The 20,428-nt window shown below is 38.7% G+C and carries 18 protein-coding genes; 12 read left to right on the forward strand and 6 right to left on the reverse strand.

Annotated features, from left to right (window positions below; translation table 11 throughout):
• Positions 1-39: 39 nt before the first annotated feature.
• Positions 40-567 (forward strand): flagellar basal body-associated FliL family protein, encoded by a 528-nt coding sequence (locus BM018_RS02300; protein WP_092318075.1) that lies wholly within the window; start codon positions 40-42, stop codon positions 565-567.
• A 24-nt stretch (positions 568-591) separates the two neighbouring features.
• Entirely contained in the window at positions 592-1,635 is a 1,044-nt protein-coding gene (gene fliM / locus BM018_RS02305; protein WP_092318078.1) for a flagellar motor switch protein FliM, read from the forward strand.
• A 16-nt stretch (positions 1,636-1,651) separates the two neighbouring features.
• On the opposite strand, the gene BM018_RS02310 is transcribed toward fliM, so the two are convergent.
• Together BM018_RS02310 and rsmI are read right to left on the reverse strand one after the other, a co-directional pair.
• On the reverse strand, positions 1,652-1,945 hold the full coding sequence (locus BM018_RS02310) for a flagellar biosynthesis anti-sigma factor FlgM (RefSeq protein WP_092318081.1): 294 nt from the start codon (positions 1,943-1,945) through the stop codon (positions 1,652-1,654).
• 15 nt (positions 1,946-1,960) lie between these two features.
• On the reverse strand, positions 1,961-2,710 hold the full coding sequence (gene rsmI / locus BM018_RS02315) for a 16S rRNA (cytidine(1402)-2'-O)-methyltransferase (protein WP_092318084.1): 750 nt from the start codon (positions 2,708-2,710) through the stop codon (positions 1,961-1,963).
• A gap of 201 nt (positions 2,711-2,911) precedes the next feature.
• Here rsmI and BM018_RS02320 point away from each other — a divergent pair, with 201 nt between their 5' ends.
• Both BM018_RS02320 and BM018_RS02325 read left to right on the forward strand, forming a co-directional pair.
• Positions 2,912-3,703, forward strand: a complete 792-nt coding sequence (locus BM018_RS02320; RefSeq protein WP_092318087.1) for a metal ABC transporter permease — start codon at positions 2,912-2,914, stop codon at positions 3,701-3,703.
• 11 nt (positions 3,704-3,714) lie between these two features.
• Positions 3,715-4,785 carry a sodium:calcium antiporter gene (locus BM018_RS02325; RefSeq protein WP_159428138.1) on the forward strand — a complete coding sequence of 357 codons (1,071 nt, stop codon included), beginning with the start codon at positions 3,715-3,717 and terminating at the stop codon, positions 4,783-4,785.
• On the opposite strand, the gene BM018_RS02330 is transcribed toward BM018_RS02325, so the two are convergent.
• A complete protein-coding gene (locus BM018_RS02330; RefSeq protein WP_092318093.1) occupies positions 4,782-5,774 on the reverse strand; it encodes a hypothetical protein in 993 nt (330 codons plus the stop codon). The two genes, BM018_RS02325 and BM018_RS02330, sit on opposite strands and share 4 nt — an antisense overlap.
• Positions 5,775-5,819: 45 nt before the next feature.
• On the opposite strand from BM018_RS02330, the gene BM018_RS02335 reads away from it, so the two are divergent.
• Positions 5,820-6,668, forward strand: a complete 849-nt coding sequence (locus BM018_RS02335; protein WP_200778556.1) for a bifunctional 5,10-methylenetetrahydrofolate dehydrogenase/5,10-methenyltetrahydrofolate cyclohydrolase — start codon at positions 5,820-5,822, stop codon at positions 6,666-6,668.
• On the opposite strand, the gene dxr is transcribed toward BM018_RS02335, so the two are convergent.
• Entirely contained in the window at positions 6,663-7,817 is a 1,155-nt protein-coding gene (dxr, locus tag BM018_RS02340) for a 1-deoxy-D-xylulose-5-phosphate reductoisomerase (RefSeq protein WP_092318099.1), read from the reverse strand. The genes BM018_RS02335 and dxr overlap by 6 nt on opposite strands.
• Before the next feature lie 10 nt (positions 7,818-7,827).
• Positions 7,828-9,726, reverse strand: a complete 1,899-nt coding sequence (locus tag BM018_RS02345; protein ID WP_143280378.1) for a hypothetical protein — start codon at positions 9,724-9,726, stop codon at positions 7,828-7,830.
• Between the two features lie 118 nt (positions 9,727-9,844).
• Between BM018_RS02345 and BM018_RS02350 the strand changes: the two genes are divergently transcribed.
• The gene (locus BM018_RS02350; RefSeq protein WP_092318105.1) at positions 9,845-10,573 is read left to right on the forward strand and encodes a polyprenol monophosphomannose synthase; all 729 of its coding nucleotides are present in this window, start codon (positions 9,845-9,847) and stop codon (positions 10,571-10,573) included.
• Positions 10,574-10,575: 2 nt separating this feature from the next.
• On the opposite strand, the gene BM018_RS02355 is transcribed toward BM018_RS02350, so the two are convergent.
• Entirely contained in the window at positions 10,576-12,333 is a 1,758-nt protein-coding gene (locus tag BM018_RS02355) for a BatD family protein (protein WP_092318108.1), read from the reverse strand.
• A 109-nt stretch (positions 12,334-12,442) separates the two neighbouring features.
• On the opposite strand from BM018_RS02355, the gene BM018_RS02360 reads away from it, so the two are divergent.
• The 6 genes from BM018_RS02360 (at position 12,443) to BM018_RS02385 (ending at position 20,420) form a co-directional block, all read left to right on the forward strand.
• Positions 12,443-14,533, forward strand: coding sequence for a hypothetical protein (locus BM018_RS02360; protein WP_092318112.1), 2,091 nt, complete (start codon positions 12,443-12,445; stop codon positions 14,531-14,533).
• An 8-nt stretch (positions 14,534-14,541) separates the two neighbouring features.
• Complete coding sequence (locus BM018_RS02365) at positions 14,542-15,159, forward strand: hypothetical protein (RefSeq protein ID WP_092318115.1); 618 nt, start codon at positions 14,542-14,544, stop codon at positions 15,157-15,159.
• A gap of 83 nt (positions 15,160-15,242) precedes the next feature.
• A complete protein-coding gene (locus tag BM018_RS02370; RefSeq protein ID WP_092318118.1) occupies positions 15,243-16,925 on the forward strand; it encodes a S1 RNA-binding domain-containing protein in 1,683 nt (560 codons plus the stop codon).
• A 9-nt stretch (positions 16,926-16,934) separates the two neighbouring features.
• Positions 16,935-17,657, forward strand: coding sequence for a tetratricopeptide repeat protein (locus BM018_RS02375; RefSeq protein ID WP_092318121.1), 723 nt, complete (start codon positions 16,935-16,937; stop codon positions 17,655-17,657).
• Positions 17,658-17,697: 40 nt separating this feature from the next.
• Positions 17,698-19,056: an MATE family efflux transporter gene (locus tag BM018_RS02380; protein WP_092318125.1), complete on the forward strand. Its 1,359-nt coding sequence runs from the start codon at positions 17,698-17,700 to the stop codon at positions 19,054-19,056.
• Between the two features lie 11 nt (positions 19,057-19,067).
• On the forward strand, positions 19,068-20,420 hold the full coding sequence (locus BM018_RS02385; RefSeq protein ID WP_092318128.1) for an MATE family efflux transporter: 1,353 nt from the start codon (positions 19,068-19,070) through the stop codon (positions 20,418-20,420).
• The last annotated feature ends 8 nt before the right edge of the window (positions 20,421-20,428 follow it).

Consider the following 20,428-nt stretch of genomic DNA (forward strand, 5'->3'; position numbering starts at 1 on the left):
TAATATACTATATAATTAGAATAATTCGTGGGGGAGCGTATGCCGACAGATGACGAAATTTTTGAAGACGGTCTTGATGAGGAGACCCGTCCTACCAGTCCTGTTGCTAAACTGCTTGAAAAAGTATTAACTTATCTTATTCCTATATTAATTTCCGTGATTTTGTCGGTAATTATTATGTTTGTCGTATTCAAAGGGGGAGCTTCCAAAGAACGCAATGAAGATATTATAACTGTCCAACTTCAGCCAAAACCTGCACCATTATCATATTATGATGTGGGTGAATTCAAAATTAATACTGCTGATATTGATGCTAGTTATTTTGTACGGGTTGCATTATCGCTAGGCTACAATCCCAACAATAAACAGCTTCAGCAGGAGCTTACGGACAGAGGTACACAGATTAGGGACATTATCCTTAGTCTTTTGAACTCTAAAGAAAAAAATCAAATCGATGAGTTTTTAGAAAAAGAACAGCTTAAAGAAGAAATTCGGCGGACTATCAATAATATTCTGATAAACGGCGAAGTTGAAGCAGTATACTATACAGAGTTCACTGTTTCTTAAAAATAACTGATAAGGATAGCACCGATGACAGAAATTTTGTCTCAGGATGAAATCGACGCTCTGCTTACGGCGGTTTCCGGGGCACCTGTTCCTCATGATGAGGTTCAAAACGAAACCACTACGAAATCATATAACAACAGAAAGCGTTTAAAAGTATATGATTTTCGGCGGCCTGACAAGTTTTCGAAAGACCAAGTTCGCACCCTTCAAATGATCCACGAAACATTTGCTCGCTTGACAACTACATCTTTGGCAGCACAGCTTCGTTCACTAGTACAGGTGCATGTTGTTTCAGTGGACCAGCTCACTTATGAAGAATTTACTCGTTCGATACCCTCGCCTACAACTTTAGGTATTGTAAATATGGATCCGTTGAAAGGTTCTGCTGTGATCGAGGTAGATCCTGCTATTACTTTTTCTATCATTGACCGATTATTTGGTGGTAAGGGAGAAACACTCAAGCAAAATCGAGAATTGACGGATATCGAAATGTCTGTTATTGAAGGTATTTTAGTGAGACTTTTAGGAAATCTTCGGGAAGCTTGGGCAAATATGATGGATCTACGCCCGCGCTTAGGTAACATCGAAACAAATCCGCAGTTCGTAGGGATTGTTCCACCCAACAGTATGGTGATTTTAACAACTTTCGATACCAAAATTGGCGAAGTAGAGGGAATGATTAATTTTTGTATACCGTATATTACGATCGAACCAATTATTAATAAGCTTTCTGCTCAATATTGGTACTCTGCAATCAACCGAGGTGTAACAGCGGAACATATTAATTTTATTAAACAACAATTGAATGATATCCGTTTGACAGTTATTGCTCAGTTGGCTGAAACAACGTTATCTTTTTCTGAAGTAAGTATGCTGAAAGAAGGCGATGTGATTCGTTTTGATAATAGTGTAAGCTCTGATGTAGATATTTTTATCGGTAGAAATGTTAAATTTAAAGGAAAACCAGGACTTTTTGGATCACGCCGTGCTGTGCAAATTCATGAAATCTTAGAAACCTTTAATGAAGAAGATCTTCATGATCTTCTAATGGATTCAGAAGATAACTGAACAATATCGTGCTCCTTTATAACCCCAATGCTTTAAGTAATTTTTCTGTTAATGTATTGATAGTTTCTTGTTTGTCGTAGTATCCATTTTCTAAGCGTTCTTTGACTTCTTTAATTCTCACTTCATCTATATCTGGAGTTTTAGCTAAAATTTCTCTGATAAATGCTTCATCTTCTAGAAAGCGTGCTTCATCAGATACTTTCAGTATATCATCATTATTTGATCTTTTTATAGAAGAAGGAGCTTGATCTGTCTTGAGAGAATTTGGTTTTTCGGGGGGAGTAACACCGCTAATGCCTCTGATTTCCATTCTCTGAACCTCCTGTTAAATCTTCTGTATATTTTTTAGTTTTCTTTTTTCTTTTTTTGAAAAAGGTTTAATTGCTTCTGGAAGAATAATTTCTCCATCAAGCTTGATCGTAGCAACAAATTCACCTTTTTCTTTTTCACTCAATTGTGCTTCGACTTCTTCGGGAGTTCCTCTGTAAATATGTTCATATATTTTTGTGAGTTCCTTCCCTAAACTAATTTCGGCAGAAATTTGTAAATCCTTGAGCATTTTTAAGAATTTTTTTATCCTGTGGCAGGATATAAAAATTACAATAATCGTATTCTTTTTTGCATATTGTACTAATATTTTTTGTATTTGAGCCTCTTTTTTTGATAGAAACCCTAAAAAAACAATAATATCACCGCTTATTCCTGCAACAGAAAGCATAGTACTTAGTGCTGACGGACCAGGAATTGGAATGACATCATACCCAGCAACGCTGACTTCTTGAACTACTTTTAACCCAGGATCCGAAATACACGGGCTGCCCGCATCGCTCACTAATGCAATATTTTTTCCTTGTTGCAGGAAATTTATTATTCCTTTTGCAGAATTCACTTCATTTGCCGGCGAGCATTCTAATAATTTTTTGTTTTTTATACCTAAATGGCTTAATAAAATACAGGTACGGGGTATATTTTCGCAAGCAATAATGGGTACTTCTTGCAGAGTGCGTATAGCTCTTAATGTTATATCTTCAAGGTTACCGATAGGTGTGCCCACAACAAACAGCTGTGCTTTCATTAAGCATCCTTTCCATAAATTAGAGTCTGTGATCAGTCGAGTGATTCTTAAATGTTTTATGAAGAATTTTTTTTAAAATATTTATTTTCTATTTTATGTTTTAATTTCTTTTTTGTCAAATTTTCTGAATTTATGGTCGTTTTTCTTGAAAATATTTCCCTTTTTTTGTATCATTTATAAAATACTTAAAGTGAGTATGAAATGTTGTGGCAATTTTCTTTTTTTCGCTATGCTGTTGGAATTTCCTTTGTTTTGTCGATACTTTTTGCATTGATATCATTTATCATTGTTGTTAGAAAATTGTCATTTCTTGCTGTTGGCACTGAACATGCGGCATTTGGAGGTGTCGGGCTGGCAAAGTTTTTGGGTTGGAATGTTTTTCCCGTAACACTTGGATTTTCAATGTTGTTAACAGTTTTAGCGGGGCTGAGCTCCAAAAAAAGTCATCTCACACCCGAAACAAATACCAGTCTTTTATTTTCTGCGGCCATGGCTTTCGGTACTATGCTTTTTTCACTCAACCGCGGTTCGGGGTTTAACTTAATGGGTTTTTTGTTTGGCGACATCATCGGAATCACCCATACTGATCTTATAACTGCAGTTATTCTAACATCTATTGTTATTTTTATTATTGTGCCAGCTTTTGGTAAAATTATTTATCTTAGCTTTGACCGACAGGGAGCTATTGTAGCAGGAGCCAACTCCGATCTTTGGGATACACTGGTTTATGCAGCTTTGTCTGCTAGTATTGTTTTAGGAATAAAGCTTGTAGGAGTACTTCTTGTTGCTGCTATGACTGTTTTGCCCGCTGCTTTTGCGTTGCTTTGGAAAAAAAATACCATCCGAACTCTTATGATTGCGTTCTGTTTTACTTTATTTTCTATGCTTACTGGTGTTTTGTTGTCGTTTGTATGGGATATAGCGCCGGGTTCGCTGATTGTTGCTGTTGCTGTTGTAATTTATTTTGCAGCCTGTCAATTAGTACGTCAATAAAAGGAATGTTTATGGACAATTTTTTGTATAAAATTTTTACCTCTGATTTTTTTACTTCTTTGGTTAAATTTGTAGCCATCATTGGAATGTTGTTCTTTATGACTTTCGTGTTTTTATGGAATAATTTTTTTGCTGTCTTGATTGGTGTTGCTATTACTGCACTTGTTATATTTTATGTAGGTGAGAGACTTGTTTTTTATGCCGGGCGTCTTTCTGAAAGTACTGGCTTATCGGGAGCTTGGATCGGATTTTTAATTGTTGCTATTATTACATCAATTCCTGAAATAGTCAGTACTTTTACCGCTGTGACCCATGGGCAGTTAGGCCTTGCAACCGGAGGTATCTTTGGTTCCAGCGCTGCTAATATCTCCATTTTGGCTTTTGTTTTCCTTATTCTTCGAAAACAAAAAATAATCCTCTCTCAAGCTTCTTTTTTTGCGATGATCGCTAGTTTGATTATGCTGACATTGGTAAGCTTTATCATTTTTTTCCATAAAACATATGACGTTCTTCTCAATAAATGGATGGTTGCTGCGGTTATATTTTTAGTGTACTGTCTTCTTATGTATATTAGTTTCAGCCTTGACCCTGATGACAATCAAAAAACCGGAGTAGAACTTAAAAATACGTTGCTTAATTTTGTATTTTATTCAATTAGTTTAATTTTTTTGTCGTGGATCCTAGTAATTTTGTGCGAGCAGCTTTCACGTATTAAGCTGCCGTATCTTGGATATACTTTAGGGGCTCATTTTGTTGGAACGCTTATACTGGCAGTTGCAACATCCGTACCAGAGCTGGTGACTGCATTTCAAATGGTCAAAAAGAATATGAACGATATGGCTTTGGGAAATATTTTTGGCAGTAATGTTTTTAATTTGATGGTGTTTGGAGCAGCTTCGTTAGCTGGGGATTACTTTTTTTGGCAGGGAGTACCTTTTGATGTTATTTATACGATTTTTACGATATATGCAGTTAGTTTAATAACGGCCGTGCTGAATTTTATGAAAAAAGGTTGGGTTGTGTACAGTATCTATGTTTTAGTGCTGATACTTTGGATTGGATCATTATTGTTTGTTTTTTAGATGATCAAAATCAGTGCAGCTAGTAGCAGAACTATAAGCATCGCACTCCACATGAGAAATTGAGTGAAATTTTTATCACGGAACAGGTCAGAAATAGAATTAACAACATGAAAATCAGGAACTATACTTTTAGTAATCGGCTCAATCACGCGTTCATTTGAAAATTGATCATATAGTTTGATCTTAAACCTATCGTCAAGTGTTAATTGTGTGATTTGACCAGGGCCATAGAGAATAAGAAAATGATATTGATTTTTCTCTCCTTTTTTAATCTGATCAATTGTACCGATTAAAGGAAGAAGCATATTTTGTTCTTCATCAAATGCATGAAAGTAAGCAATCCATTCTTGACCTTTTTTGCTACTGTTATCTAATCGCATAAGAATCTTCATGCCCTTTGTAAGTAATGAACAGGAAATACCATTAATGGGTGAAAATATAGGAGATGCTGGAATAATTTGATCAGTAGGCGCGATCTCAAAAGGTGTGTTAGCTTGTTGTTCTTTTTTTTGTTGAGCTTTGGCGTGTTTTGCTTCGATAGCTTTACGTTCTTCGCGGGCTGCTAAGATTTTTTCTTTACTTGTCTCTTCAAATTCTAGCTCAATAGAAAAATTTTTATCTTTTTGGAGGGTGGTAAAAAAATTTTCTAAAGTACTGCGGATTTTTTCCTTGTTTCGCAATTGGTAGTCTACAATCAGTCCTGGTGCCAAACCATAATCACCGCTTAGGTTGTCAGAAAAAATACGTTTAAATTCGGTGGTCATATTGTTTGCATAGCTGCCACGCATTAAAATTTTGTTAATCTGCTCCTCAAGGATCAGCCACATCAATTTGATATCGATTTGGTTGATGTCACTGAAATGTGAAACAAAAATATAATCCTCAAACAGTGATTTTTGAACTAAATCCAGCAGAATAGCAAAAAATCCATATGTATTACTAGTTTTGAAGTGAAATTTGCCTTTGATGACAAGCATATCATTTTTCATAATAGTACCTTTTTCTTTATATTATCGTAATTTAAGGAGTTTATATTGATATTAGACGGAAAAAAAATTGCAGAAAAAAAGAAACATCAAATTATAGGTATCCTGGCCGATAAAAATTTAACTCCGGGTTTGGCAACAGTGCTCGTAGGTTCGGATAGGGCTTCATACAGTTATGTTGCCGCTAAAATTAAAGCATGCAGCGAAGTGGGTTTTTATTCGCATCCTGTTTTTCTGAGCGAAAAAATTTCTGAAGTTGAACTGCTACATTGCATAGAGCAGTTAAATATAAATCCCAAAATTCATGGTATTTTGGTGCAGCTACCGTTGCCGGGACACATCTCCGAAAAAAATATTCTTTCTGCGATTTTACCAGAAAAAGATGTTGATTGTTTTCATCCGTTGAATCTAGGGCGTTTATTTGCTGGTGTTTCCGAATTTTCGCCCTGCACACCTAAAGGAATTTTAACGTTGCTGAAGAGCATGGATATTTCATTGGAATCGCAAAATGCACTGGTTATTGGGAAAAGTAATATCGTCGGCAAGCCGGCAGCTTTTTTGCTGCTTCAACATGATATGACAGTAAGTATTGCTCATAAAAAAACCAAGAATCTAAAACAATTATGCCGCGAAGCAGATATTATTGTATCTGCTGCAGGTTGTCCCAATCTCATAACTGCTGATATGATCAGAGATGGTGTTATTATCATTGATGTTGGCATTAACAGAGTGCCCGATTCCCATAACCCCAAAAAATATCGTATACAAGGTGATGCTGATTTTGCTGGAATTGCCTCAAAGTGCAAGGCTATTACTCCAGTACCGGGTGGTATTGGGCCGATGACTATTGTTTCGCTATTGGAAAATACGCTTTATCTTGCGGAACGGGCTTTATAATCGGAGATCATCACCTTTAAAGGTGATTCGTTCGAGTGTAAGAATACGAGCTTTTTTGTCAGCAATTAAAATCTCTTCGGCAGAAGGATTAGCAATATTAGGATAATTTTCAACAATTTCCTGAATTAAGTCAGGGATTTTGTAAAATTTAATACGACCTTCAAGAAATTTTTCTACAATAACTTCGTTAGCAGCGCATAATACCGCGGGAAGTACACCATTTTCTCGTGCTACTTGGCGGATAAACGGCAAAAGTGGAAATTTTTTTTCATCCGGCTCCAAAAATTCAAGCGGTTCACGGGTTGGATCGTAAATACCAAAAGGCGCTTCTTTCGGAGTTTCTGGAAAAAATAGTGCATATAATGCAGGATATCTCATGTCTGTAGGTGATGCCAGCATATGCCAGTGGCTTCCTTTACAATGTACAGCTCCATGTACCAGCGATTGTGGGTGTATTAAAATACGAATTTTATCTTCTGTCGTTCCAAAAAGATATATAGCTTCGATGAGCTCGAGGCCTTTATTCATCATATTAGCGCTGTTGACTGTTATATGCATTCCCATTTTCCAAGTCGGATGATTCAGAACATCCTCAATGGAAATAGTTTCATTAATTTCTTTGTGTAGAAAAGGGCCACCTGATGCCGTTAAAATAATTTCTTCGATTTCTGAACTTTCTTTTCCACGCAGGAGATCGAATAAAGCTAGGTGTTCGCTGTCGAGCGGAATGATAGAGCCATTGTATTTTTTTTCGGCCTCGATGAGAAATTTGCCACCGGCTACCAGCGATTCTTTGTTAGCGATAATTAATGTTTTGCCTTTTTTGAGTGCCCCTAGTGATGGCAAAAATCCCGCTGTCCCCGTTACAGCATTGATAATGGTATCGTTTTCTTCGTGCATCGCTAAATCGACGATACCTTCTTCGCCGAACATAAATTCCACATTCGGGAACATTAATGGCAAATCAGGATGTTCCTGTGCAAGAACAACATATTTTGGAGCGAATTCTTCAATAAGTGCAATGGTTTTTCCAATGTTGCTCCATGCAGAAAATCCATACAAAGTAAATAATTCGGGGTATTGCCTGATTACTGATAGCACAGATCCGCCTACAGATCCTGTGGCTCCTAAAAGGCAGATTCTTCTCATAAATTCTCCATTACTGCCTGATAAATATACCCTTTGAAGATTGATTGCCGGTAGTATCAGTTGCTTGGATTTGGAGGAAAAATCCTTGACTTTTTGGTAGTTTAAACCGGAATATTTCGGTTTTTTCGTCTAAAATACCGTCTTCCGGCAAAATAATTGTACTGTTTTGGCCATTTATCAAGTAAGCTACTTCTTTTAGAAGAGATTCCTGATCGCTTATAGTAACTCTGATGTCCCAATGACTGTTTTCGTCTTTGAGAAGAATCTCGCCAATAGTAGGAGGTTCACTATCAAACATTACTGGTAAAGCAGACAATTCATGAGTAAGGGCTGTTTCGGGAGAATTGGATGGCAGATCGCTAGCTACCACCGTAATGCGCTTGACTCCTGATGGAAATGCATCATTTGAAAAACTAAAATTTGTTGCCGACAGCGGTTCGTGATTGATTTTTATTTTCTGCATGCCATCCGCTGCAAGATATACGTCGAAAATAAGGTTATCGTTGTTGGGATCGGAAGCGTTCCAAGATACATTCAGGATATTATTTTTTTGTTCCATAAAAAGCGTGTTAATTTTAGGGGCAAGGTTGTGCTGGGTATAGGGAAATTCAACCCCATAAACATATGGAGTAGCTTTGCCATCCGATGAGAGCTGGGCTTTGTAGCGGATGAATTGAGCTGGAGCTGCTGGAATTTTTTTGCCGGGTGTGACTTCCTGCCAATCGGTCCAGTAGAGAGGATGTTTTGTTACGCCACTCTGTACAAAAAATTTAATAGCTGTGCCTTGTGGTGTGGATACGTTGGGATTAAATGTACCCCAAGTCGATACTAGTCCTACATCATATACTTCCGAAATAAAGATTCCTTGTCGTGCAATTTTATTTTCAACGGTCCATATTACCGAAGGATCACTGGTCATTATTTTCATTTTTTCAGCTGAAGGGAGAATAGTCAATACTTTACCTTCACCCAGCGTCGAAAATAAATTCTTGCCAGTGACTGTATCGTACTCTATGTAAAGACCGAACTGTCCGCCTCCAATGATAATTGTCTTGTTTTGCGCTGCAATAGCCGTAAAATAAAATCCTGGAAGACTCATTAATTCTTGAACTGAACCATCCTCTTTAACCGCCAGCAGCGAACTGATAATTTGGTCTTTATTGTTTTCGTCATTTTTTGCGGGTGTTGTGATCGACTGAATAACGTAAAATACTCCCTCATGATAAGTAAATCCTGCTGCTATGCCGCTGAATCCAGCAAATGCAGTGATTTTATCGTCTGTTTTTTTGTAGAGAGCTTTTTCGCTCAGTACCCACAAATCTGAACCAATATATAAGCCTTTAATAAGATGTTCTTCATCGTCGAATTCTGCCGTTTCAGTAAGAGAGTCATTTTGATAACGATAAATCTGTGCTGGCAGCCCTGTAAGAATATCATAGCTGCCTTTGGGATTAGGGATAATGTCCCAAATATAAGTATTGCTAAGAGTCAGATTGGTGATTGGTTTTTTATTGCGGTCGAAACGAATAAGTTCTGCGTCGGGCGAAAATGCAGCAATAAATCCATCTTCTGTAGCTGCAAAATCTCCTACTAATGACTTGTTTGTATGCCGAAAAATTTCTTTTCTGGATTTGTCTGAGTTAACTTGAATAATACGTGCTTCATCAGCTGTTCCAAGATACAACAAACCATTAACTTCTTCCATGGTCCAAAGGATTGCTGGCGTGTCAAATTCCAAACGCGACTCTTTTGACAGTGAAATTCCTTGTTGGTCGGTCATTGATGTGTTTGAAAGCTGCCAAAGCCATAAGTTCTGAAAGCCACTGTCGGAAATTATTTTGGTTTCGGTGGCCTGAATGTCAATTGTCAAAAGAAAAGTACACAATATTGCCAGTAATTTATATTTCATAACAAATCCTTTAATTAAAGAAAGTCCCTTAATTATACTTAAAGCTACTGATTTTTGCAAGCATATTTCTTAATTTGAAATTTTTTCTTTACTTGCTTATAATCTAGTGGGAGTAAGTATGAAAGGAATAGTAATAATACCCACATATAACGAGGCAGGCAATATTGAACGTATCCTCCCGCGCATCATGAACGAATCGGAATTGGATGTGTTAGTTGTGGATGACAATTCGCCTGACGGTACAGGAAGTCTGGTCTGCGAAAATCCCGAGTTCGATAGGCGGATATTTTTGTTCTCCCGCTCCGAAAAAAACGGACTCGGACGGGCTTATGTTGCCGGTTTTAAGTATGCCTTGGAAAATAATTATGATTTTGTCATACAGATGGATGCTGATCTTTCGCATAATCCATCCGACTTAAAACGTTTTGTCGAAGCCTTGAAAAATGGTGTGGATGCCGCTTGTGGTTCGCGTTATGTTGACGGAGTGAGAGTTCTCGATTGGGATGTCAAACGTTTATTTCTCAGTATCTGCGCTAATATCTATGCTCGGCTTGCAACCGGCGTACCCTTAACTGACCTCACTGGCGGTTTCAATGCTTACAAAACAGATGTACTCAATACGGTAGACTTAGATCGTATTCATGCGCGTGGATATATGTTTCAGATCGAGATGAAATCGACAGTTTATTACGGTGGTTTCAATGTCAAAGAAGTGCCTATTATATTTATTGACCGTACCGTTGGCGAAACTAAGTTGCATGGCAGTATCATTTATGAAGCTGTATTCGGCTGCCTGATGATACGCCTCCGAAAATGGTTGGGATTGCTGCCTTTGCGCAGAAAATAAAATTATTTTGATTTCAATTTTTCTATTTGAACCAACAGATTTTCAGTCTGCGAGAAATAATTTTGTACTTGTTGATCGTTCGGTTCTGCGCCAAAAGCACAAAATTCCAGTTCGCTGATCAATTTTTGAAATTGTTTGATGGCTCCGGGATTCAGATTTCTCTTTGTTAAAGTATCTAAAATCTCTTTTTGAGATGCTGTCTGTAGTAATCCAAACTTATCCATACAGAATGTTGTTAATGCTTGTTTTAGTAGGCGTGTGGCATCTTTAAATTGTTTTTTTTCAAGCGCCTCGGTTGCATTCTTCAGTGTATGGTTGAGACGTTTTTTTGACTGCGTAAGCCGCGCAAATCCCGGATCAATTTTCAATTTCTGACGTCTTTTGTAGCTCAAAAAGCCGCCTAATACCCAAAAAATACTGATCAAGACGCTCGGAATAATAAAGCGCCAGCCTGGATAGTAGGTGATTTTATAATCTTTAGTCGGTAGGCTTGGAAATTGCATCTTTGAAGTACTTGTCAATTGGCTCGGCTGCGCAGAAAAATAAAGGGGTTCGGATGCGGTTTTATGCTTGTTTCCGTTGAAATCATAATATTCCAACTCAATTGACGGAATCGTAAATTCTCCGGCTTTGCGGGCGATCAACGTATATTTCAAGATTTTGCGCATGAAAATATCCGCTGTTTTTTCATCAATGCCGGCTTCAACAGTGCTTTGGGGCTCGCTAATAAACAAGCCGTCGATTTTCATATCCAAATATGGGTTCGAAAAATAATCGGTATTGCCGTCGCCTTCGATGATAACAGTCATAGTTATTTCTTCAGAAACGGTAGCGTCTTCTACTGACAGTTCGTTTTGAATTTCTAGTTCATTTCCAATGTAGGACAATTTTTTAGTGACAGGCATAGAATAGATCTGAATAGGATTCCCGTAAATCTGCGCACTGAATGGGCCATTGTTATTGTAGAGGATAGGCGACTGAACATTCAAAGTGCCGACTTCCAAAGGAAATAAAATAAATCGTTTCAGCAAAATTCCACTGAACGGATCACCACCAAATTGGTCATTGATAATATTTTTTTCTTCAGGCAACTGCATCTCATGGACAATACCTCCATCAAAACGCAGTCGTTCAATCAACCGCAGATGCGAAAGATTATTCAAAAAATGCTCATTGTCTGTAAATAAATACAAATCCGCGATCAGACCGGTATTTTGAACAACCCTGCTTTTGGAAATGCGCCACTGCAGAAATGCTTGTCCAGGGTCGTCCGCAAAAGGTGCAAAAGGATCGAACGTGCGGAATCGATTCTGTCGGAGGTTGATAGAGCCTGTATTTTGTACATCTATGCTGGATGGCGGGCTGTAAAGTTCTTTACCTTTTTTGGTAGTTGCGATGAATGATGGAATGCTGAGAATCCCTGATCGTTTCGGTACAATTTGATAAATATAAGAATATAAAGTTTTTAACTGTTGCCTACCGTTGATAATGGAAATTTGCGTTTGCGATGAGCTCCCTGTAAACGCAATATCAAAACCGTCGGGTTCGGCTGACAAAACGGGTGGATGTTGGAGGGATTCGCCGGTTACAGAAACAAACACTTCTGCCACTTCGTTGGTACCTATTGCTTGAGGGTTAACTTTTACTTGGATCGTCGGATCTACCCCGAATACCGATCCTGCCCATAGCAAAATTATCCATCCAAAGTGCTTCATCAATGCAGCCTCCGAAAATTGTTTTTCTTTGTATAGTATATCCATAAACCGTCTGTTTTGCAAATAAATATTTCCTTAAATCCGGATTCAATATTGATATTTTCGGCGTGTGTTATTATAATTTAAAATATTTGCATAACAAAAACGAGGACTTGTGAAATTTTTTTTTCAAAAATTTTTGATAGCAGCGCTGATTTTTTTTACATCCTGTGTAAATCTTGCTTATGACGAAACAAAAGCTTATCCTCTGGTAACGGTCAGCCGCACAATGACTCCTGCTCATGAGGAAATCCGTAGCTTTGAATTGTATGGTGATCTCATTTATGTTGCAGCAGGGTCGGGTGGTATTTTGGTCTACCGTATGCTTGGTGATTCTGTCGAGCCGGCGCTAAATCTTTCTCTCACTAATCTTTATGCCGGTAGTTTGGAGCAAGTTTTTGTACGCACAATCGAAATTATCGAAACCCCTAGTTCGACCAACTTGATTTTTGCTTACGATACCGTCAGCGGCGGTGGAATCGGTGCAGCTGAGATTTCCCCTGAATACACACGCCCACTTGGTTCGCTAAAGGTGGCACCTAATCTCCGTATTAGGCGCACTCACACTACGTCTGACCCCGAAGGTGGTTTTCGTATCATTGCTGCAAATGAATATTTGGGCGTTCTCACTTATCATCTCACGTATAGTTCTAACAGTTTTTTTGAGCAGCCGGATATTGCTTCGCTAGTTAACTATGTAGCACTTTCAGGGCTCGAGCTGCCAGCACGTCTGTTTTCGAAGCTTGCTCCTCCGTCCGAAAGCAATTCCCTTGCGTCTGTTACTAATTCTGATGCTTTATTGCGGCTTTTGCTTGAGGGAGGTAGTTTGCCTGAGAACTTTTTAAGCAACATTCCGTTTTTGTCGGAGAAAAATAGGATCTTGATTGAACGTGCCTTTGAAGAAAAAAATAAAATCCAAGCCCAACCGAATGTTTCGAATACTATCAAGTTTGCTCAAGATGTTGTTGTAGCCGATGTTGTGGATATTGTTCTGCAAAATTCCAATGCAATTGTGGCAGGAGTTGGCAATGTTTTGTCGCAGGAGGGGTTAGGCGAGGTTTTACAGGATCCTGGCAGGCTGGTTTCAAATGTTGAAAATACTGTACAAGATGCTGTCAAAAGCGGCAAACCTACGGAAACGCTTTTTGAAGAGGCCTATTTGTCGAATCTTAATCTTCTGGCTGAGTATAGGGTTGATCTTGAGGAAGTGCATGATACTAATTATAATCCATTCACAAACCGAAGGCCGATCCCGAACGCACGGAAAGAAATCGAAGCAACAGCAGAATTTTTAGGCCGAAGGATAGGGTTGGACGGTCAGAGCGAACTCAAATCCCAATTGATGGCGTTGAGTGCTCCCGAAATGACAGCCCTTTTCGAAGCGTTATTCAGCCAGGCTAATCTTTTGACGAAACTGGTGCCACTTTTTGAAAGTTCTGGACTTGACCCTAAGCAGTTGTATCGTTTTTGGCAGGAAGGCCGTTATCTTGAGATTATTAATGCTATTGATACTCGGGTTTTGGCGGAAATTTTCCGGCTGCTGCCGCGCTACAAGATTGATACAAGCATTAAGTTGGTCAAAACCAACCTTATTATGCCGAGTGTCCGCAATATGACAGCCGATGCCAGAACTTTGTATTTGGCAGCAGGTACTGCGGGATTTGCGGTGGCAGATCGAAATTCCGGTAAAGTTCTCAAAACAATCGCACGAGAATTTTCTGAGGTTGAATCGGTAGTGCCGTTTGAGGTGAATAGGAGAAAATATCTTGCGGTTGTCGATCGGCTCGATGGCTTGACGATCTATGAACGCAAAGCTCGAAATGTTCCCGGAGAGTTTGTTGCTCATTTGAATTTGATAGGTGAAGGGTTGGGGTTGTATGTTTACGAAGATATTATTTGGATTGCTGACGGCTCAAACGGTATTTTGGGTGTTCGGTTCAATCCTGACAAAACATTGACAATCGAAGCAGAAACTTATCAAAAAGAGGGTATTGCCCGTTATGTAGGGGCCGGTCGGCGTCGTGAAATAATGGCATCATATGGGTCGGATGGGCTAGTGCGTCTTCGGATTACGAATATCACAGAAAATCAGGCAAAATCAAATATCCAGGATGAAACTAAACAAACAAAAGATCTTGCCGAGCGCACATTGGAATGGTGGCGTAATTCGCGATTTGTCCGCTTTTTAAGAAAAATAATCAGTTAGGAATGCCTATGAAATTATTATGGATATTGTTGGTAGTTATGCCTGTTTTTGGACAGGAGTTGTCCCCAGAACGGCAGGTTTTTCTGGAGCTGAGAGCTAAGCATGCGGGCGGTGTTGCGGCAAAGGAATTCTCAGCACGCTTGACGGATGCCGGATCGAAAAAATTGCTCCGTGAAAAAATTCCTTCCGGGGATTATTTTGTTGAAGTGCAGTTTCATGCTGATCGGGGGTTGCAACTTAGAGTAAAAAATACGGATTCTTTCTATGAAAATGCGCTTTCTGCTTACGAGCGGCATATCAATGAAATGCTTTTGCCATTGCTTTCGAGTTCAGGATACTGGCGTTTTCAGGAATTGTTTGTTATTGCGCAGCCTAAACCGGATATTATGCAGGTCGGCTTCAACAAAGGTGATGCGGAAGTGGCTTATATGTTTCGGGTAGGTAAGCTTGGACTGGTCGAACGGCTGGATTATTTTGAGGACAAAAAGAAAAAATTTGCGATTATTATTGTGTGGAAAGAGTTTGACGGCAAGTATATTCCAGTGTCGTTCAAGACGATCAGCTATGACGGTACGAGGAGTGCTGGCGATTTCGAACTGACCGGTATAGAAATTCCTATTAATTGAAGATAAATTTGATTTTTTTGAAAAAATCATGGATAATTAGAGTGATTTGAAAATGATTGAAAATTATGTAGCGGGGTTTGGCGATGAGTATACAAGACGATATTTTCCTCCAGGCAATGAATGAGGATAAATCGGTTGAGGTGAATTTACGAGGTTTGTTTTCCGGGACTGTCATAAGCAAAGGTGATGCCGAATATTTTCTCAGTGGCAGCGGTAAAACGGAAGTAATACTTCCAGAGTCTGAGACGGTTAATGATTTGTCTCCTGGCGATACTGTAATGGTTGCATTCACAGGGGATAAAGACGGTGTTCCTTATGTTTCGATGAAAAAAGCTATGCAAATGCAGGCTATGGAAAATATTCGTCAAGCCCTTAAGGATAATTCTCTGCTACAAGCTATAGTTGAGGTTTTAGTTAGCAAGGATAGCCAGCTTGTTGGTTATGAAGTATCCATCGGAGGTGTAAGAGCATTTTTACCGATATCGCATGTCCGCTCTGTTCAGAATCCGCAAGATCTTATAGGAAAAGAATTTGCTGTTTTGGTGCTTGATATTAAACGAGATCGTCAAGGTTCTCGTATTGTTGTCTCCGAACGTAAAGCTCGTTACATTTCACAAAGAGAATCATTTGACAGTTTCAGCTCTGGTTACAATCCCGGTGATAAAATTTCTGCTAAAGTACAAAGTGTCGAAGAAGCATTTGCCTTGCTTACTGCTGAAGGTGTGAATATGTTTATGCATGTCACAGAATTTGATTGGAAGTATGTTAGAAATTTGCAGGATGTCCTTAAGCCAGGTGACATTCTTGAAGTGGCAGTACAAAGCATCGACCCTCAAAAACGGTCTGTTAAAGTATCCCGTAAAGCAGTTGTTCCAGATCCGTTTGATGTTTTTGTTGCAGAACACCGTATTGGTGATAATGTACCTGCAAAAACAGTGCGTTTTGCGCGGAATCTTGTCATTGTTGAAGATGATAAGGGTGTTGAAATGCTACTTCCTGTTAGCGAAATGAGCTGGACATCGCGTGTTTCCGACCCTAAGCGCCTACTTAATTTGGGTGACCGCATCGAAGTAAAAATCAAAGAAATACAGCTTGATACAAGAAAAATAGTTGTTTCACTGCGTGATTTATTAGAAAATCCTTGGCATTCTGCAGCTCAAAAATATGCTGTTGGAACTAAACATGAAGGTATTGTCACTTCAATTACTGATTTTGGGATATTTGTTGCCTTTGATGACGGCATTCAAGGTCTTATCCGTAAAGAAAATATTGACTGGATCAACACAGATCTTGATCTTACAGAGCGCTTCAAAAAAGGCGATCCTGTAACGGCAACAGTTCTGCATATTGATTCCTCTAAAGAACGGTTACAACTAGGTATTAAACAGCTTTCGGCAAATCCATATCAAAATTTTGCCGATAATCATCCTAACGGCGCTATAGTTTCTGGGACAGTGCTTGGTGTTTCACAGGATGGCGTGACTGTTAAAGTTGAAGGTGGTCTTGAAGCTTTTATTCACGTATCGCAGTTATCGAGAGAACATGTCAATGATCCACGATCTCTGTATAAAGAAGGTAATACACTTAAAGCTGCTGTTCGGCGTGTTAATGTTGATCAGAATCGTATTGAGCTGAGTGTTAAAGAGGCTGAGAAAGTTCAGGAACAGCAGGATATAGCAAAACATATGAATCCGCAAACTGTAAATCCGACATTGGGCGATATTTTAGGAGCTGCGCTAGATTCTGTCAAAAAATCAGGGAAATAAGAGGCATCTATGAAAGGCTTTGATATCAACGCTCTAATGGACGCGTTAATAAGAAAACGAATAATAGTATTGAGCGTTTTAGGAGCTATTTTAGCAGCTTCGATTGCAGCGGGGTATGTTTATCAGTCTCATAAAAATAAGGAAGATGAAGCGGCAGACCTTTTCGATGAGGCATGGCAAAATATTTCTGCTGTAATACAGGATGTTCAACAACCTAATCATGTCCATACTCCCGGCGATGAGCATACGGTTACGGTTGAAAAAGTTTATCAGCGTGCTCTTGAAACAGTTGATACACTTACATTGGATTATGCAGGAACGGTTGCAGGAGCGAGAGCTGCTCTAATTTTGATACGCATTTCCGATGAGCCGATCCTTAAACCTTTACAAGGCACGAACCAATTGCAATATGATGTTGATGGCTATCTGGATGAGGTTAAGAAAAAGCATCCTGATTTTTGGGGAGCGGTGGTTTATATAGCAGAGGGCATCAGTTACGAAAAAAAAGGGCAGTTTGCCAAAGCTATTGGCAGTTATGAAAGCGCTCTCAAAACAGATAAAAAAAATTATTTGAGTGATTATGTTTTAATTTCTGTGGCACGTAATAAAGAAATTCTCAATGATATTGAAGGTGCGGTTGAAGCATATCAAGAAATGTTAGACCGTTTTCCGTTATCATCTTGGGGTAATTTTGCGATGGGTAAAGTATATCTTTTGACTCAATCTAAGTAATCAAGTTCTTGGTTTTATAGGATTTCCCTGAGAGGTGAACATGTCCTCCGATTCTGAAAAATTGCTGGCATCCGATAATATTATCAAATCAATGATTATTTTATCAGTTCCGATGATGGTCAGCGGATTTTTTGATGCTCTTTATAACTTAGTAGATTCTATTTTTGTTGGGAATTTTGTCGGAAGCAAGGCTTTGGCAGCCTTGGCAGTAAATAATACAATACAAGTAGGTCTATTAGCTGTTGGTGCGTTGTTTTCTGTAGGTATTGCGTCTATTATTTCGCGGGCACTCGGAACTAGAAATCATGCTAAAGTCGAAAAAACACTCATTACAGGCATTGTTATAGGATTTTTAACCACTTTATCTATGTCTTGGCTAATGTTAATGTTTTTAGATAATATCTTACGAACTATCGGATCATCTGAAGAAGTTCTTAGTTATTCGCGAGAATATGGAAGTGTAATTTTGTGGGGAGGTTTTATCCTACCATTGAATAGCATTTTAGGTGGCTCACTTCGTGCAAAAGGATTATCCAAAAAAGTTATGATTTTAATGCTTTGTGGAGCTTTAACGAATATTTTTCTGGATGCTCTTTTTATTATTATATTTGGTTGGGGTGTATCTGGAGCAGCCTGGGCCACAATCTGTGCGCAAATGTTAGTGACAATTCTTGCCTTGAATATGGTAATTTCTGAATATCAATTAAAGTTTAATTCTTTAAATTGTAAAAACTTAAGTATTCGGCTTTTTGGAGAGATTTTGTTGATTGGTGGGCCTGCTTTTTTGCGCAGCGGCATTTTTGCTCTTATGAACCTCACTGCAAATAGGCAGCTTTCACCTTACGGTGCGGAAGCTGTTGCGGCATTTGGCATTGTAAATAGAATGATGCATTTGGCGTATCAACCTATTTTTGGATCCAATCTCGGCCTTCAGCCGATGATAGGTTACAATTACGGAGCTCGGCATTATTCAAAAGTCAAACAAATTATTAAAAAAGGTATTGTTGCTGGTACTATTGTTGGTTTGATTCCGTCGATACTGCTAGTTATGACACCTGTATTTTTATTCCGGCTTTTTACGGATTCTCCTGAAATTATTACCTATGCTGAAAAGATTTCTTTTGCTGTCGGTCTGACTTTTTTTATGTACGGTTACCAAATTATCTCTTCCGGAGCTCTACAGGCGATTGGACATCCTAAGGAAGCGTTTATTTTATCTCTTGCACGTCCTATTATTATGGTGCTTACAATGAACATTCTTCCAAAATTTATTGGAATGGCAGGAGTTTGGTATACGTTTACAATCACCGACATCACTAATTCACTGCTTACGGCTGTCATTATGAATAAGGAGTTCAAACTCCTAACCCGTAAACAGCATGCATTGCAAGACTTGTAAAAGAGGAACTTATGAGTAAATCTCACAATAAAAATGCTATTTTAGATAGTGATAATATTTTTGAACTTCTAATGAAACTATCGTTTCCAATGATGGTCGGAAGTTTGATGGAAGCACTGTATAATACAGTGGACTCAATTTTTGTGGGTCATTACGTTGGCAGCGAGGCAATAGCAGCGTTGACGGTCAATAATCCTATTCAAATGCTTCAGGTAGCCGTCGGTGCAATGATGAGTGTTGGTACAGGGGTATTGATTTCGCAGGCTCTTGGTGCTAAAAATTATCAAATGGTCAATATTGTTTTGATCTACGGGCTAAGTTTAAGTTTTGGGCTTAGTTTGATTTTATCTTGGTCGATGCTTTTTTTTCTGGACCAAATGTTGTTATTTTTAGGTTCAGCACAAAGTTTTTTATCACATACTCGAGATTATGCTGGCATAATCTTATGGACAGGCTTTGTACCATCTGTTAACGCACTGATGTCTGGCGTACTGCGTGCAAAAGGATTGGCTAATTTATCAATGATTTTAATTTCTGCAGGAGCACTAATTAATATAGGTCTGGATGCTCTATTTATTATTCGATTCTGTTGGGGTGTCAAAGGAGCAGCTGTTGCAACAGTGCTTTCACAGATTGTAGTATTAGGACTTTCATTTTATTTCATGTTCAAAAATTATGCCATTAAGAGCTCGGATTTCCGACATGCATCCTTAGATCGCTCTTTGATATCTCAGATTATTATGGTTGGGTTGCCGACAGGACTTCGATTGGGTACCTTTTCATTAATGAGTTTTGTTGCTAACCGAGCTTTGCAGAGTTATGGAACTGTACCACTTGCTGCTTATGGGATTGTTAACCGTATTGTCAACTTAGCATTTATGCCGATTTTTGGTTGTAATTTGGGTGTCCAGCCGATTATTTCATTTAATTTTGGCGCAAAACGTTATGACAGAATAGTCAAAGCATTAACAGTTTCAATCAGCGTTTCAACAGTTATTGCACTAATAGGCTCCATTGTTTTTGTTTTGGCTCCAGCGGGCTTGTTCCAAATGTTCACGAACGATCTTCAAACCATTGATTATTCGCGACGGGCCTCTCGGATTATGGGTTCGTTGTTCTTTTTGTTTGGTTGTCAAATGATTATTGTTGGCATGATGCAGTCAACAGGTCATCCCAAAGCTGCATTATTTTTATCGGTTTCTAGGCCGCTGGTTCATATTATCGGATTCCTGGCGCTGCCTATGTGGTTTGGCTTGAAGGGTATTTGGATGACACTTCCTATCGCAGATTTCATCAATTTTACACTTGCGGTTATCATGCTGAGAATACAGTTGCCTCTCCTTAGAGCCAAACTTCAAAAATAGGAGAATTC

The organism is Brevinema andersonii (genome assembly GCF_900112165.1).
Taxonomy (GTDB): Bacteria; Spirochaetota; Brevinematia; order Brevinematales; family Brevinemataceae; genus Brevinema; species Brevinema andersonii.